Below are 13,916 nucleotides of genomic sequence, written 5' to 3' on the forward strand. Positions count from 1 at the left end.
CGCTGTTAAGCCATTCAAACTCAGTTTGCTTCTTGAGTTCGGTCAGCTTAGAGCTTGCCGTGTTGTAGTTAACCTTTTTGCTTTCGTTGTAGAAAGCGTCGGTACGCCATTTAAGGATCGCGTTGTAAACGAAACGCACACAGCCGAAAGTCTGCGCAAGCAATTGAGCCTGTTCAGTCGTTGGGTAAAAGCGTTGTTTAATAGCGATCTCTTTCATAGTTCACAAGAATACAGTTGTTTTTGTGAAAGTAAATATTAACATTAACCAATCGGGTAGTTTTTGCTCCTTCGGAGCAACCGCTATCCCTCCTCGCCCTAAAGGACGGGGTTTCTCGCGGGATTTAGATGAAAGTAAGAGATTAAATAATTTAGACTGAAGACGTGATGTGATGCAGGCTATTTACTAAGTTAGTGATTAAAAATTTCAATTTTAGCAGACTTGCCCCACCCCAGAAATCAGCACAACTTGCGCACGTTACGACACCAGTGGCGAGTGATACACGAATAGAATCACGAATGTGCTTAGCTTTGAAATTCACCATTGCATTCCATTCCGGCGTACATTTCACCGAATCCGAGCTAAACATTAACGCTAAACGTAGCTCAGCCGCAGGGTATTCATCGTTCCAAAATTTTTCGTTGAAGTAATTACCGTTAACCCCGACTTCTAATCGAGTGTCACCGGCGACAAACTCAAGATGCGAGTCGTGCTGAATTACAAAGACTGAGCGATTCAGTAGTTGCTCCAACACAACAGTGATCATAGCTTTGACATCTTTTGGCGTCGCAGAATCAACAATCTCAGAAAATCTTGAATCTCTGAGAGTTTTCTCTTCGCGAGCTCTAAACATCATCACTACGTTTTGCGCACCAGAACTTCCCATCTTCAATACATCCATCTTAAAAATAAAATAATACCAACACTTGCTACTACTGCATGATTTAGCCCAATTCGTTGCGCTCTACCCAATGGCCAAAATGGTCTAATTCCGGCCGGAGTCACCGCGTCCCCAAGTAAATGACTTAAATAGCCAATGACTAGGGCTTGCGATGCGATAGAGTCAGCTTGATGGCTGGCTAAAAGCCAGACCATTAGCCCAACAGCCCACAATGAGTGAGTGATACCACGATGTGAGAAGAGCGAAAGAATCGTTGATATTGGTTTAATCCTTCTTCCCAATTTCGACTCAGGATGATCTATGTCAGGTAATAACGACGCTATCGCCACCACGGGTAACATCAAACACGCATCTACAACACCGATTACTGTCTCAGGGGCATAGGAGTTGACGATAGCAGCGTAAACGCCCCAACAACCCACTCCTAGGCCCACATGAGCAGCATATCTCATCGGGTCACAACTTCCGCAGCTGTCACATTTCCCACAGTCGGAGAAGGTTTCACTAACGCTTCAACTTCTGAATAGGCCTTTTGCGAGCGCTCGTCAAAGCTGCGCTCGTTTAGTTCAATCATACGCTCCAGCTTGTCGTAAGGCAGGTGTAACAGCATATACACTACGTACAGCCCGTTATCGACGCGAACTTGGGTGTTAACGTGGTTATAGCCAACGACTTTTGCACGATTTACTAGCTTAACAATTGTTTCATCATTCAACTGATTAGTGCGACCATTGCGCACTTCAGTGTTTTGACGCTCACGACCAGAAACTTCCTGCGATACTGTCTTAGCAATCGCGTATTCCGCATTTAAGTTCGCAATATTGCGAGCGGCCATCAAGTTATCAGCACGGCCCATTGCCGTCGCGTAAACGCCATCACCATTCGAAGCAGGAGGGTTTAAGAACCACTCAGGCGCCTCTTCAATAGCGTCGTTCATTTGTTCATTTTTTTGTTCTACTAGCTCTTGTTGTGCTTCGACATAATCAGAAACAGGGTTTGAGCTGCAAGCAGACAGAGCTAAAACAGATAATGCTACGGTTGTTAATTTGTGTTGAGTTTTCATCTAGTAATTCCTTGTTTGTTAAAGTTTACGACCAGAATCATTTCATCACAGTTCTAAAACGTGGCAAATTTGCTGCATTATCTTGCTAAATCAGTTGGTTATAATATTATTTTAACAAACTTGGTGACGTGCTTCTCAAAAGTATCTACCCAATAACGAGAATAATACAGGATAACAAAAAATTGGGTCGATATTTTTTTTAAAACTTGGTCTGAGCTCCTAAATTTGCGAAAAAAATTTTCTGTGAGATAAAGTTCACATAACAAATTTACATCTTGAGGTAAGCATGTCGCGCATTTCGATTCACCCACTATTTTCCGAATTGGCAGTGGAGTTAGGCTGCAACAGTGCGCCGAGTCGTTTGGTGTTCTTGGAGGTACATTTAAGATTAATTGGTCTCGCGCCAGAACAGGTCAATAAAGAGCATTTAAAGCAACTGATTAAGCTCCTATTTGACGAAGAGATTAACCTGCACCCTCATCATTCAGACTTGGCCTTAGTCTCAATACCAGGCATTGCAGAGCCATACCCAATACTCACTGCCCGAGGCTACAACCGGTTGTATAAATCGGATAAAGCTGGGGAATTCCGCGTCAAAGCCATTTCCAAAGGGGAAGAGTTCACTACAGCTAACATTGATGCCATGAGCAAGCCTGAGCAATATCACGTTGCGCACAATGCGGAACTGGAAGGGTTTGCCGCCGTGTACAGTGATAATAGCAATCTGCTGTTAACGGGGGTTATTTCAGTGGATGAAGTAGAAGATGTGCTCCACCGATTCCACCGCTGCAGTTTGTCGTTGGCAGAAGTCGGCGCAGGCCTCGCGTTTAATCGCTTATTCAAGGTCAATCGTGCATTTAAAATGTCACCCGCCACCAGCGCCTTTGCGGGTTGGTTTTCGATGGCAAGAGCCGCGTTAAAGACCGTTTATTCAAATTAACTAGCCAAAAAATCCAAAAAAAAACGACGAAGGGATGCCTTAGCATTCCAACGTCGTTTTACACTTTAGTGCAGATCTTGCTTGATTAAATCCACCATCAGTTTATTGCCTGCATACTGAAAATAATCGAGCCAACCTGCCACTGAAAACGATTCAAAACTGGGAGTGTTCCATAGTCCCCAGATATTTAAATCGCATCCACGCTTAATAATATCCTCCAACTGACCGTGCGGTTTCCGGTGAACAATATTAAGCATTTTTTCAATTGAGATCGGTTCTATCGATGATTTCCCGTCATCAATTGAGATTAAATAAGGGCTTGTGGGGTAACCTGCATTGTGCCAAAAGCTCACATATACAGGGTTTACGCCAAGTCCCACAGGGATTAACACCGAACCGCCTTCGCGCAGCTGCCACAAGAACTGCTTGATACCTTTGTCAGCAAACCTTGTAAGCGTTTCGAGATCGACCTTTAAATCATCTTTATAGACAATCGGCAGGTTTAATCGATTCGATTCAGATGTCATAGAAGCGAAAACAGTATTAATTTCTGATTCGTAATTCATGGTGCTCACTCCAAAATTTAAATGGGTGAACGCCCTAGGGTCGTTTCACCCTAGGGTCTTTGTAACGGCGTAACCGTTTTACATTGTTAAGTTAAAAAATCGAGATTATCGAGATTGCAAAACCTATGGTGCCAAGAACAAGACCTATTGCGCCCATTCGCATAGAAATACGAATGTTTAAGTCTTGATGATCCCAAAAATGTTTGAAAATCTCTAACTGCGTCGAATCAGTCACCTTTAAATTGACAGGATTAGTATGCAGCTTTAATCCCAACTGCTGAATCCCGTCGTAATCTATCGCTATCTGATTCTTCGTTAGTGAAAGATTTCCCGAATTACCCATTGCATAGCGCAGGATCCAGAACCCATTGTCGAGGTTTTGGATCGTAACTGGCTTTTTACGCATAAATCGCTTAGTAAGCACTTGACGGCGAGAAGGACTACTGACGATGTTATAATTGCACATTCGAACAATCCCCATACCACCTTCGTCTTCCTCTGTTAATCGAATAACTTTATCTACTTGCATAACTCACTCCGAATGGATTAAGAGTGAGCAACCCACAAGGGTGATTGCTCACCCAAGGGGTAATAGAAATTAAACTTCTAAGGTCACGTCAGTATGTGCTATTGCACAACACACAAGCACATGACCGGCTTTGACGCTAACTGGCTCTTCTTTATAGCTTACAACTCCATTAACTAATTTGGTGCTGCAAGCCCCGCAGTAACCGCTTCGGCATTCAGTAAAAACAGAAATACCTTTAACTTCAAGCTGCAAAAGAAGAGTGGAGTTATTATCTGACTCAATTGATATAAGCATGACTTGCTCCTTTTAAAGTAAGCCACACCCGTCGGGTAAGGTCTTACCCGATAGTTATTAATCGTGACTAAAGATCGTTGATGAAACAGATGTGCCGGTTGTATTCCGATTGGTACGTAAGCTCGTCAGGGGCGTTGACGTAAACCACGTCCCCTTCGGTGTAAGTGCATAACATGAGAGATTGAGGGTTAACCCATAATCCTTGGTACTCGTCGCAATACTTCCGCTCCCATCCACTCTTAAGTGAGGACTCAAAGTTTAATGAGCCGCCGAACGGCCAGAAATCTCTGACCATCGTAGACCCATACATACTTAACTCCGGTTTTGCTCTGCCCTTTTGGATACGCTTCTTAATGAGTCGGCGTAACCATCGTTTCTGAGCAATCTCCTTACTTGAGATATATTTCTGACCTGTTTTTCTGAACCAATACAGGTCGCCATCGATACTTTTTAACGACTCATTCAGTTCGTTAATGTTTAACAATGACGTTTTCTTGTTTGCATGAGAGTTATTAAACATGTGCTAATCTCCCTGCGTTTTGACCGAAGCTCACAATCCCGTTCCAGCTAACTTCTTCAGTGAGTGGCAATGGAATGGCTTGAGGTTTCGAAGACATTGCATAGCAGAACTCAATAAGCCCGATGTCATCACGGCTAATTGACTTCAATGACGTTGGTTTTGCTTTCGCAATACGGAAGCCCCAGAAGCACAAATTCATGAGTTCTAGTTCATCCTGAATCTCAAACGGAAGTAGGTTCCCTTCGAGTTTCACGGTCTCAACAGCTGCAAGTCTCACGTCGCCTGATTGTTTTATCACATATAAACCAATGTGATAAACATAGAGCTTAGGGCGACGGTCAATTTCAATCCCCTGTAAAGTGGCATAGGCCACGATTTTTTTAGTGCTTGTTTCCCAGGCACCTACTACTAAATTTTCCATATCTCACTCCAAATTTAAAAAATGCCCGTAAGGCATAAACAAAAAAAGGGGGAGTTATGGCCCGGAGGGGCAAACTCACCCCCAAGGGTTAAATTTTGATGTTAAGCTGCAACTGCAGTATTAACGGTATTGGTTAAAAGCGTTGTTCCTACTGATTGCATCAAGTCTTTAAAAGCTGGGTATATCACCGATTGCCCAAGGATTTGATGCGCCAGTGTGTCAGACAATCCCTGAATGACTTCAACGGGGATCCCCTTCACGCGGCAATGCTCAACCGGTGTGAACAATCTTGATAACGCGGAGTCAACTGGATTGATGATGAATGGCTCAGTGCTACGGCATTTCGCGTAGTCCTTGCCTATCACACCACAGCCATCGGAATCTGCTGTCAATAACTGACGAGCAAACCCCTTACCTGCCGCTTTATCGCGCTCTTCCTTCGCCGCCAGATAATCAAACGGCTTGTACCTGTCGCTATCGTCCGGCACCGCATCCAAAATATGCCCTAGACTGGGCTCTGGAAAGCGAGAAGGCATAAGTGAATAGATGTCAAACTCTGACATATCAATTCCCGACGACAGAGCGACAACGGCTAAGCGTTTACGACGTTCTAAAACCCAGCGGCCACCATCTAATGTGGTTTCGTGGAGGTTGTACCCCAACGAACCCAGCACAGACCTGATGACTGTCATTGATGAAGTATTGGCGTATTCGACCACATTTTCTATCAAGATAATCGCCGGATTTAACACTTGCGCGAACTGAAGAAACGAGAAGAACAAAGCGCCTGCCGAATCGTGAGATTCTGCGAACTGGAGCTTCAGTTTACTTCGACCGCTTTTTGATGCGCCGACGCAAGGGATACCTCCTACTAGCACATCGACCTCCATATTGCATTGCTGCAAGTTCACATCTTGAACCGGAGACTCAATCACAATAGAACTGCTATCCCACAACTCTGGATTGTTGGTCAGGCTCGAATCGAGGTACTGGGACTCTAGCTCAACAGCGACAGCTATTTTGCTGGAGATCCCCGCCGACTCTAATCCATGATGGACAGCCTTATCTAACACGCCACCGCCATGGAATAACGAGGCCACTTTCAATGACTCACCATTTTGCAGGCGTGACATTAATCGTGATTCCCGACTCTTAACCCGCTCAGATTGATGATGCGCTGAGATAATGATTACCCCTGCTTTAATCAACACTCTGAGTTTGCTAATGCCTTCAAAAACCTCTGTAATCGCTTTACAGGTTAAATCGATAATGGGTGTGATATTACCGTTTTTACTGCGACGGCTTACGGTGTACTTACCCTGTTCATCTGCCGCTAAGCGGATTTCATTTCCGTTTGCGTGAATAGTGTAATTTCGACCTGCATCCCACCCTTCTCGTGATAGCTTGGAACCCTCGACCCACACGCGAGCGCGGCCTTTGGAATCTCCAATTTTAGTATTAATGATTGTTGCCATGTGACTCACTCCATAAATGCCCGTAAGGCATAAAACAAAAAAGGGTGAGCTATGGCCCTAGGGGACATTACTCACCCCAAGGGTTAAATTTTGATGTTAAGCTGCAATGGCAGCATTAACTGTCTAGGTTAAATTGCTAGTGAAGCTAAAAAGCGGTATATCGCGCTAAAGACGATAGATATAACTGCCACTTTGAGGATGTAATTGAAGTTGAAACTTGCCTTAACAAGCTGATTCAATAGCACATACGAATTAACGACCCCAATTAAAACGATTAAATCCTCTTTGGTTGCATTAAAAAGCAGTACATATCCAAAAAGCCCAGTTATTAAAAAAGAAGCATCGAGAATCGCAAAAAAACGCTGCTCTCGACGATCTATAATCTCGCTTTTACTGCCACCTTCTAATTTACTCATAGCGTGTCCTCACTACTGATTAAAGGTACACGCAGCCCAAAGGCACTTGTGTACCCTTGGGGGTTAAATATCGACTACAAAGGCTCTTTCACTAAGCGGCGCTGGGCTCGCTTGAAAGGTGTCAAACCATTGTTGTTTCGAATTTACGCATTTCGGCTTGAATCAATTTAAGATTTTCATAAATCGAAGCGGCTAATAATGCAGTGCGGGAGGCATTCTGATGAAACTCCAATATCCTGTCTTGATTGACCACCTTCTCTGCATCTTGAAGATGCTCCGAAGATGCCCAATTCATAAGGGATATGTAATCATCAAAGTCTGCTCTCATTATGATGTTGTTCAGGTTCTGGATTGAATTAACTAATCCAAAACCTGTCAGGTTTTCTATATCATCTACAACGATGACTTGAGACCCTTTTACATAAAGGATGTCTTCCATCCCCTTGTAAAACAGCACGATTGTTTGACGCTTTTGGTTTATCAATACGTCCAAATGTGGTGCCGTCAAAGCCACAAGTTGTTTTGCTTCTTTGAAACTGATTTTCTGTAATTGCATGACTCACTCCAAAATTTTAGAAATGCCCGTAAGGCATTAAAATAAAAGGGTGAGTCTGCCCCATGGGGACAAAACTCACCCCCAAGGGTTTAAAAATCAAATTCGATAAGGTTACAGCACTTCCTGTACTCGCAAATAGAGGTCTCTAACGCGATTTTTAGGTATGGTACCGATGATCACTTGTTTGCCATCTTTGACAAAGTATTCCGGTGTCACAGGAACCCAGCGAGTTCTTCCGAGGCAAAATTTTGTATCTTTGTCTAATTTTTCCATCTCGTGACTTCTAAAAGTGAGCTCTCCCCGGTGGTTTTCGTCCACTCGTTGACTTGTGCCGTAAGCCAAGCGCAACTGTGTACCAGACGGGTCTGCATCAACAACTAAAACAGGACGGAATTTGGGGCCTGGCCGATTAGGATGTTCATCCGAAGGGAACCAGGCAAATAGAATGACCCCAACTAGGGCCGTAGGGTTACTCATAGGAACCTCGACCTAGTTGTAGGAAATAATTTGATTGAATTATGGTTTGCTGAATACCCCATTTCTCGCTAAGAAATCCTCAATGGACTCTCCTGCGATCGATGGCGAACAGTCACTCTGCATTCCTGCTGAAACGAAACGTAGAACCAATTGCTCAGTTGTAATACCGAGCTGAGAAGCTTTGGCCTCCAATTCTGCAAGAAGAGTGTCACGATCATCAAATCGAATTGTGATTGATGGCATGTTAGATACTCGTATAAAAAGTTTACTTGAGCATCGTAGCACGTTCTGTTGTAACATGAATATTCTCCTGTGGAACAACTAAACATAATTAGCTAACTCAAAAGATTCTTGAGCCATTTTCAGTGAAGTGGCATCAATCACCCTTGCTGAGTTCTCACCATCACAAATGAATTTTTTCATAGCGGATACCTATAAAGTTAATTAAAGGGAATCCGCCCTAGGGCAAAATTCCCTAGGGATGGTTAATCTATGTTGATTTATATTTATGCGGCTTCTCGAATGTAAGCACCAGAAGTCCAAGCGCTTGTCGCGATTCGGACTTCATATTGCTCACTTAACTCATCGAAAAGTTTTGTACTTGCAGAAGCATGATGGAAAAGAGCCAAAGGATTAAATTCCCAAGGTTCTGACCAATTCGCTTCTTTGATTTGTACGCTGATAGCGATGTAGCTACACCAGCTGGTTAACAGCACTTTATAAAAGCCGTTTTCAGCGATAATTTCTCCATCTCTAGTGCGAACATTAAATGTTGGCTCAGTGAATGATTTCGGTAAAAGAGACTGAACTGTCTTTTTTACGTTCTCAATAAACCACTGAGTCTCGTCGTGCAACTCCCAAGGTTCCCAAGCTTCATCAAATGGTAATTCGATATGTACGGTACTTGCGTTTGCTAGACAAAAATGACCTGCGCCCATAACTCACTCCTAAAAATTAATTAGTAAAAAAGTAAAATGGTGCGCAGGCCTTGAGGCTATGCACACCTCAAGGGTTTTGGCTTTAAGCGGTACTTAAAGCATTGTTAGACCTTAACGTAGGTTCGACGGGCTTTCGCCAATACATGACCGCAGTACAAGAATCATCAAGTACATTAGTCATGCAAAATCCAACTGTATTTAAAGTAGTCGATTTACGACGGTCTTAAACAAGGTTGGAAGGGTTGCTCGGTTAGCAGTGAGGCCGTTACCGAGTAGTCATCAAAGTTGGCCACTCGGTAACGGCCCCGCGTTGGCAGGGCTTTGGAATTAACTATCAAAGGGAACCCTGATAGTGATACCTGCGGGGGGTGACTTCCGGCTAAGAACGTATCCAAGCACTTCACCGCAATCGGTGTGAGAGCTTGTGATCATTCGCTCACCGTCTGTCTCAATGAACCGCCATACGCTACAGGATTCCTCCTTTTTCACGCTGGGGTGCAGGTAGTTTTTTCCGTTGATGTGGATTTCTTCTCCTGTAGATTTCTTGCTCGGTTTCGGCTGAAACTCAAGGAAAAAGCTCACTTCATCAACGTAGTTCGTTGGGCAGTTTGGAAAGCCGTTTTGACTCATATTCACTCCATTAGTTTATAGAGTGAGGGCTTCCCATTGAGGGCTTTCGCCCTCGCTGTGTGTGGTATTTAGGTGTTCATCTCAAAGTAGACTGTTATTAATCCACTTTAAAATGAACACCTTTTGTAAGGTATTCATTTACGACTCAAGCCGCTGTCGGTTTTGATAGTTGATTGTATTCATCAAGCCAATCAATGCCTTTCGAACCCGCTGGTATTGCTTGCTTGGGGAAAAATACCCGAGCCTCAACACCATGCGATTCTAACCGCTTCCTGAGATTTTCCGCTGCCGCCTGACCTGCGCCAGAAACGTCTTTATCAGCAAAAATGCTGACTCGTTTTACACTCGATGGAATGTGAACAGCTTCTAACAATCTATCGCTGTAACACGCCCACGTCGGTAAACCGGACATCTCTCGCACTGCCAGAGCAGTCTCAATGCCTTCAGCAACAGCCAAGTGTTCCCCAGGATGATAATCAAGGCGGATAGCTCCACCTCTTATATCACCTGGTGGCGACATAATTTTTTTTACGTCTTCCACATTGGCCTTATTACCTTCGGGTGTCAGGTAGATCCGGTGCAATGTCAGGGGCTTGCCTTCTTTATCGAAATAAACGCCTAACATCGCTGGAGTCCAGCTTTTCACCAATTTCCCATCGACATTGCTGACGTTCAGACACGATTTAATTCCGCGCAGTGTATTGGGTAAGTCAGATACATCTAAACCGCGTTTAGACAGATAAGCCTTCACATAATCAGCTTCCATTGCGTGAACGGATTTTGACCACACCTTGCGTAATGACTCGGTACGTTTTGCAACATCTTCCGGAGGTAATGTGTACTCGGCAGGTTTGCTAGAACCCGATGCCACGTACTCAGAATCTAATTTCAGATTAGCCAAACGACTGATTTCATCGCAGGCCTTCATCTTCGGTAGATCAAGTACGTATGCCACCGTATCTATCACATCCATGTAACCAACCCCGTTGAGGTAAGTTGAACCATTGGATGCAATTCGAAACACGGTTGTCCCACTCCCCGTCCGAGGATCAGGTACTTGAGATGGTTTCTTGCGTAGCGCTTCGCTGAGCGCCGGAATTTTGCCGTAAATATCTAACGGATTAACGCTAGACCGAATAGCTTGGATTTTTTGTATTGCGTCCATAAATGCTCCTTTACTCAGGGGATCTTTGATACCCACTAACTAGAGAACGCATCAAAGATCCCCCGAGGGAAATCTAGGACGAACACACAGAGAGAGCGATTGCAGGGAAGCAATCAAACTGCGTATTCATGCGCTAAATGGCGCACTTCTCCCTAGAGGGGAAGTACGCCCCTCTAGGGATTTAAAGTGTTAAATGTGTTGCTTAAGCAACTGCATTAACTGTTTCGGTAACTCGTTGACGTGGTCGATACAGGCTACTTTAAGGTCTTTAAAACCAGTAAACCTTACGTCCACCTGACCAATGATGACAGGCAAAACCACAACGCCATGCTGAGCTAACCAATCGAGAGAACCAACCACTTCCTGCGGAACGTCCGGTTGACCATCGGTAATCACAAACATCACCTTTTTTTGCGATGACTGTAAAATGAGCTTGCTGCCCATTTCCATCATCGCACTTCCAGTACTTGTGCCGCCGAGCTCTACATATGGCAAAACCGAAGGTGTCTTCTTCAGAGCAAAACCTTTTAGCTCCAGATAAAAATCACCAAACAACGATAATGACGTCAAAACACCACTCTGTTTTTCAAGAGCCTGTGTCATTGCCATTGCCGCCTTTGTTGCTACATAAGAGCGGTATGTGTCGTCCCACGGATACCCCATAGAACCTGAAGCATCAAGCAACACACCAACTGAAAGGTTTGCCGCAATATCACGACGGATATTTTTAGCGCCAGGATTCCCCAGAAAAGCATCGACCAACCGATCCTCGTCTAACTCCCCAAACTGTGTCACGCCGGATAATTTCATGTTTCGTTGTCGGAACATGACCTTAACAGCATTGGCGACAGCGCCATTCACCTGCAGATTTGCCGCAGGGAAAACATTGCTTGGATTACCACGCAGCAACTCTTGCACTGTGTAAGGAACGACTTTGATTGGTTCAGGAACACGAGAATAGTTACTCATATCTTGCTGATATCGGTGAGCCTCTAACAGTTTGCCAACGTCCAAGTCCTCGAAGGATTGCTCCAAATCGATTTCATTGAACCCTTTGCTATTGCTAAGAGCCTTCCCGCTAGTATTGCCGTTGCTTTTACCTTCAGCATCACCTTCAGCATCACCTTCAGCATCACCTTCAGCATCACCTTCAGCATCACCTTCAGCATCACCTTCAGCATCACCTTCAGCTTCACCTTCAGCTTCACCTTCAGCATCACCTTCAGCTTCAGCTTCAGCTTCAGCTTCAGCTTCAGCTTCAGCTTCAGCTTCAGCTTCACCTTCACCTTCAGCTTCACCTTCAGCTTCACCTTCAGCTTCACCTTCAGCTTCACCTTCAGCTTCACCTTCAGCTTCTTGCTGATTAGCCTGTTGCATTGCCGCAAGCTCTAACAGAAGGTTTTCTGCCAACTCACGCACTTCTAAGGTGTCTTTCGCCGTTTGTGCAAGCTGTGCGTATTTCAAACACAACTTATCAAGCTCCAGTGTTACCCAATCAAATCCAGCTAATGCTGGTTTGATCGCAGTAATCCCGTTTTCAAGGTTTCCGACTAGAAGTACGTAATACAAAATGTCGTCGAGACAGTTTGTAAACTCACGCTTGGTAATGATGTCTACCAATATTCTTCGGCTTGATTGATAAGACTGTATTGCGCCAGGAAATTCCCTGATATTGCGCAAGTCGATTCTTATGTCCTCAAGCACGTTGATTGCGTTTTTCAACGCTGTACTGGTCTGCTGCATGACGTTTCCGATTGCACTGAAGTTGGTGTGATTGAGATGGGCCGACTCGTGAAGTAACGAGCAAACCATCTGATCCCACGGGCCAACCCCAATGACAATTCTTTTACCGTTGGTGTAAGAACTGCCACCAGCAATCGTGACGTTAACGCCTTTGCGAGTTAACGCATTCGACAGCATCGAGAATGACGCTTGTTCAGTATTTCTTTTCATTTCTCACTCCAATTGCACCCGTAAGGTACAAAAAAATGGGGTGAGAAAGCCCTTGGGGGCGTACTCACCCCCAAGGGTTAAATTAAGCATTCGCAGCTGTTAGCGATTGCGTAAACATTTCAGCTAAATGCAGCTTGCCCAACTCATTAAGCGCTAGACGCTCTTCAGGAGTTGAAGCGGCTGTAAACACAATCTCAAACACCTCCTGCATCGTGAAGTCAGGCAACAACTCCCACATTACCGCCCAATCAACTAAAACACGAGTTGATAGTGCTGATTGAATGCAGTGCTGAGAATTGCCGTTGACAGCATCGGTGTTCATCGCATCACGTACCGTTTTGGCAAATTTCGCCATCGCAAGACGAATACGATAAGACAGCTTAGTCATATCACCGAGAATATCTGTATCCACAGAAATTGCTGGATATTCAAAGCCAATCCAAAGGAAGCGACGTTTAACCGCCTCGTCCATATCGGATGAAATAGAACCGTAACGGCCAGACATGTCGGCTATACCTGGGGTCTGACACGTTGCAATTACTCTAAAGAGCGGGTGAGGATTTACCACCTCGCCAGTTTTCTCAATCGCAAGAGGTTTGCCCTCGAGGATTGGGTGAAGACTAGCTAGCAGGTCGAATGAGCCTTTATCCAGCTCGTCCAGCAACAGAATACCGCCTTCGCGATACGCTTTGACCACCACGCTCTCTTCAAAAACGGTTTCACCATTTTTGATACCAATGTTGCCCTTCAGCGTTTCGGGGCGCATGGTTTCACTCACGGATACTCGGTGCAGAGATAAGCCAAGAGAAGCCGCAAGAAACGCGACAAACTCCGTTTTACCCGTACCTGTTTCGCCATAACAAGCCAGTGACATGTTACGACTCTTTCCGAACATCCAAGTCAGCGCAATGAGCAAATTACGCTCGTTTGGTCTGTACTTGGGGTTCACTTTTGGCACGTTAGCCATACCTTCAAAAACAGCGACCATTTTACCGCTTAAAGTTGGGCATAATGGGAATACTGTTGCACCGGATACTTGTTTAGCTTTAATAGACATAACTCACTCCAAAATTT

Annotated in this window: 19 protein-coding genes; 1 reads left to right on the plus strand and 18 read right to left on the minus strand. The window is 44.6% G+C overall.

The genetic code is table 11. From position 1 onward, the window contains the following. The 4 genes from L5M29_RS20305 to L5M29_RS20320 all read right to left on the minus strand — a co-directional run. The coding region (locus L5M29_RS20305; protein WP_263169722.1) for a helix-turn-helix domain-containing protein at positions 1-217 on the minus strand (217 nt) is incomplete at its 3' end. Between the two features lie 151 nt (positions 218-368). Beyond that, the gene (locus tag L5M29_RS20310; RefSeq protein ID WP_140907544.1) at positions 369-884 is read right to left on the minus strand and encodes a hypothetical protein; all 516 of its coding nucleotides are present in this window, start codon (positions 882-884) and stop codon (positions 369-371) included. A gap of 2 nt (positions 885-886) precedes the next feature. Continuing rightward, on the minus strand, positions 887-1,351 hold the full coding sequence (locus L5M29_RS20315; RefSeq protein ID WP_037429945.1) for a metal-dependent hydrolase: 465 nt from the start codon (positions 1,349-1,351) through the stop codon (positions 887-889). Then, positions 1,348-1,962, minus strand: coding sequence for an LPP20 family lipoprotein (locus L5M29_RS20320; RefSeq protein ID WP_140907543.1), 615 nt, complete (start codon positions 1,960-1,962; stop codon positions 1,348-1,350). Before L5M29_RS20320 ends, L5M29_RS20315 begins: the two co-directional genes overlap by 4 nt. A gap of 286 nt (positions 1,963-2,248) precedes the next feature. Here L5M29_RS20320 and L5M29_RS20325 point away from each other — a divergent pair, with 286 nt between their 5' ends. Further along, positions 2,249-2,902 (plus strand): hypothetical protein, encoded by a 654-nt coding sequence (locus L5M29_RS20325; RefSeq protein ID WP_140907542.1) that lies wholly within the window; start codon positions 2,249-2,251, stop codon positions 2,900-2,902. Positions 2,903-2,967: 65 nt separating this feature from the next. Here L5M29_RS20325 and L5M29_RS20330 read toward each other — a convergent pair whose 3' ends face one another. The 14 genes from L5M29_RS20330 to L5M29_RS20395 all read right to left on the minus strand — a co-directional run bounded on the left by L5M29_RS20330 (position 2,968) and on the right by L5M29_RS20395 (position 13,899). Then, complete coding sequence (locus L5M29_RS20330) at positions 2,968-3,468, minus strand: hypothetical protein (RefSeq protein WP_226060185.1); 501 nt, start codon at positions 3,466-3,468, stop codon at positions 2,968-2,970. A gap of 91 nt (positions 3,469-3,559) precedes the next feature. Next, entirely contained in the window at positions 3,560-3,997 is a 438-nt protein-coding gene (locus tag L5M29_RS20335) for a hypothetical protein (protein WP_037429953.1), read from the minus strand. A 69-nt stretch (positions 3,998-4,066) separates the two neighbouring features. After that, complete coding sequence (locus tag L5M29_RS20340) at positions 4,067-4,291, minus strand: 2Fe-2S iron-sulfur cluster-binding protein (RefSeq protein WP_037429954.1); 225 nt, start codon at positions 4,289-4,291, stop codon at positions 4,067-4,069. A 512-nt stretch (positions 4,292-4,803) separates the two neighbouring features. Then, complete coding sequence (locus L5M29_RS20345; protein ID WP_088212897.1) at positions 4,804-5,232, minus strand: hypothetical protein; 429 nt, start codon at positions 5,230-5,232, stop codon at positions 4,804-4,806. Positions 5,233-5,333: 101 nt separating this feature from the next. Further along, on the minus strand, positions 5,334-6,707 hold the full coding sequence (locus L5M29_RS20350) for a DNA cytosine methyltransferase (RefSeq protein WP_140907541.1): 1,374 nt from the start codon (positions 6,705-6,707) through the stop codon (positions 5,334-5,336). A 128-nt stretch (positions 6,708-6,835) separates the two neighbouring features. Then, on the minus strand, positions 6,836-7,123 hold the full coding sequence (locus tag L5M29_RS20355; RefSeq protein WP_140907540.1) for a hypothetical protein: 288 nt from the start codon (positions 7,121-7,123) through the stop codon (positions 6,836-6,838). 121 nt (positions 7,124-7,244) lie between these two features. Beyond that, positions 7,245-7,679 carry a hypothetical protein gene (locus L5M29_RS20360; protein WP_011711533.1) on the minus strand — a complete coding sequence of 145 codons (435 nt, stop codon included), beginning with the start codon at positions 7,677-7,679 and terminating at the stop codon, positions 7,245-7,247. 111 nt (positions 7,680-7,790) lie between these two features. Continuing rightward, positions 7,791-8,156 (minus strand): hypothetical protein, encoded by a 366-nt coding sequence (locus tag L5M29_RS20365; RefSeq protein WP_011711534.1) that lies wholly within the window; start codon positions 8,154-8,156, stop codon positions 7,791-7,793. 39 nt (positions 8,157-8,195) lie between these two features. Beyond that, complete coding sequence (locus L5M29_RS20370) at positions 8,196-8,399, minus strand: hypothetical protein (RefSeq protein WP_263149195.1); 204 nt, start codon at positions 8,397-8,399, stop codon at positions 8,196-8,198. A 263-nt stretch (positions 8,400-8,662) separates the two neighbouring features. Then, positions 8,663-9,094 carry a hypothetical protein gene (locus tag L5M29_RS20375; RefSeq protein WP_088212894.1) on the minus strand — a complete coding sequence of 144 codons (432 nt, stop codon included), beginning with the start codon at positions 9,092-9,094 and terminating at the stop codon, positions 8,663-8,665. 327 nt (positions 9,095-9,421) lie between these two features. Continuing rightward, positions 9,422-9,724: a hypothetical protein gene (locus L5M29_RS20380; RefSeq protein WP_140907539.1), complete on the minus strand. Its 303-nt coding sequence runs from the start codon at positions 9,722-9,724 to the stop codon at positions 9,422-9,424. Positions 9,725-9,869: 145 nt separating this feature from the next. Next, complete coding sequence (locus L5M29_RS20385) at positions 9,870-10,889, minus strand: toprim domain-containing protein (RefSeq protein ID WP_086904913.1); 1,020 nt, start codon at positions 10,887-10,889, stop codon at positions 9,870-9,872. Between the two features lie 189 nt (positions 10,890-11,078). Then, complete coding sequence (locus L5M29_RS20390; RefSeq protein WP_263169730.1) at positions 11,079-12,842, minus strand: hypothetical protein; 1,764 nt, start codon at positions 12,840-12,842, stop codon at positions 11,079-11,081. Positions 12,843-12,924: 82 nt separating this feature from the next. Beyond that, complete coding sequence (locus L5M29_RS20395) at positions 12,925-13,899, minus strand: AAA family ATPase (RefSeq protein ID WP_011711538.1); 975 nt, start codon at positions 13,897-13,899, stop codon at positions 12,925-12,927. Positions 13,900-13,916: the final 17 nt, after the last annotated feature.

Origin of the sequence: Shewanella sp. SM95 (assembly GCF_025653595.1) — a bacterium.
GTDB classification, from domain to species: Bacteria; Pseudomonadota; Gammaproteobacteria; order Enterobacterales; family Shewanellaceae; genus Shewanella; species Shewanella oncorhynchi.

Coding starts and splice junctions, on each gene's coding strand:
- L5M29_RS20350 (WP_140907541.1), bottom strand. CDS start 6,707: ATGGCAACAATCATTAATACTAAAATTGGAGATTCCAAAGGCCGCGCT.
- L5M29_RS20380 (WP_140907539.1), bottom strand. CDS start 9,724: ATGAGTCAAAACGGCTTTCCAAACTGCCCAACGAACTACGTTGATGAA.
- L5M29_RS20330 (WP_226060185.1), bottom strand. CDS start 3,468: ATGAATTACGAATCAGAAATTAATACTGTTTTCGCTTCTATGACATCT.
- L5M29_RS20355 (WP_140907540.1), bottom strand. CDS start 7,123: ATGAGTAAATTAGAAGGTGGCAGTAAAAGCGAGATTATAGATCGTCGA.
- L5M29_RS20375 (WP_088212894.1), bottom strand. CDS start 9,094: ATGGGCGCAGGTCATTTTTGTCTAGCAAACGCAAGTACCGTACATATC.
- L5M29_RS20395 (WP_011711538.1), bottom strand. CDS start 13,899: ATGTCTATTAAAGCTAAACAAGTATCCGGTGCAACAGTATTCCCATTA.
- L5M29_RS20320 (WP_140907543.1), bottom strand. CDS start 1,962: ATGAAAACTCAACACAAATTAACAACCGTAGCATTATCTGTTTTAGCT.
- L5M29_RS20390 (WP_263169730.1), bottom strand. CDS start 12,842: ATGAAAAGAAATACTGAACAAGCGTCATTCTCGATGCTGTCGAATGCG.
- L5M29_RS20370 (WP_263149195.1), bottom strand. CDS start 8,399: ATGCCATCAATCACAATTCGATTTGATGATCGTGACACTCTTCTTGCA.
- L5M29_RS20360 (WP_011711533.1), bottom strand. CDS start 7,679: ATGCAATTACAGAAAATCAGTTTCAAAGAAGCAAAACAACTTGTGGCT.
- L5M29_RS20385 (WP_086904913.1), bottom strand. CDS start 10,889: ATGGACGCAATACAAAAAATCCAAGCTATTCGGTCTAGCGTTAATCCG.
- L5M29_RS20310 (WP_140907544.1), bottom strand. CDS start 884: ATGGGAAGTTCTGGTGCGCAAAACGTAGTGATGATGTTTAGAGCTCGC.
- L5M29_RS20315 (WP_037429945.1), bottom strand. CDS start 1,351: ATGAGATATGCTGCTCATGTGGGCCTAGGAGTGGGTTGTTGGGGCGTT.
- L5M29_RS20365 (WP_011711534.1), bottom strand. CDS start 8,156: ATGAGTAACCCTACGGCCCTAGTTGGGGTCATTCTATTTGCCTGGTTC.
- L5M29_RS20345 (WP_088212897.1), bottom strand. CDS start 5,232: ATGGAAAATTTAGTAGTAGGTGCCTGGGAAACAAGCACTAAAAAAATC.
- L5M29_RS20340 (WP_037429954.1), bottom strand. CDS start 4,291: ATGCTTATATCAATTGAGTCAGATAATAACTCCACTCTTCTTTTGCAG.
- L5M29_RS20335 (WP_037429953.1), bottom strand. CDS start 3,997: ATGCAAGTAGATAAAGTTATTCGATTAACAGAGGAAGACGAAGGTGGT.
- L5M29_RS20325 (WP_140907542.1), top strand. CDS start 2,249: ATGTCGCGCATTTCGATTCACCCACTATTTTCCGAATTGGCAGTGGAG.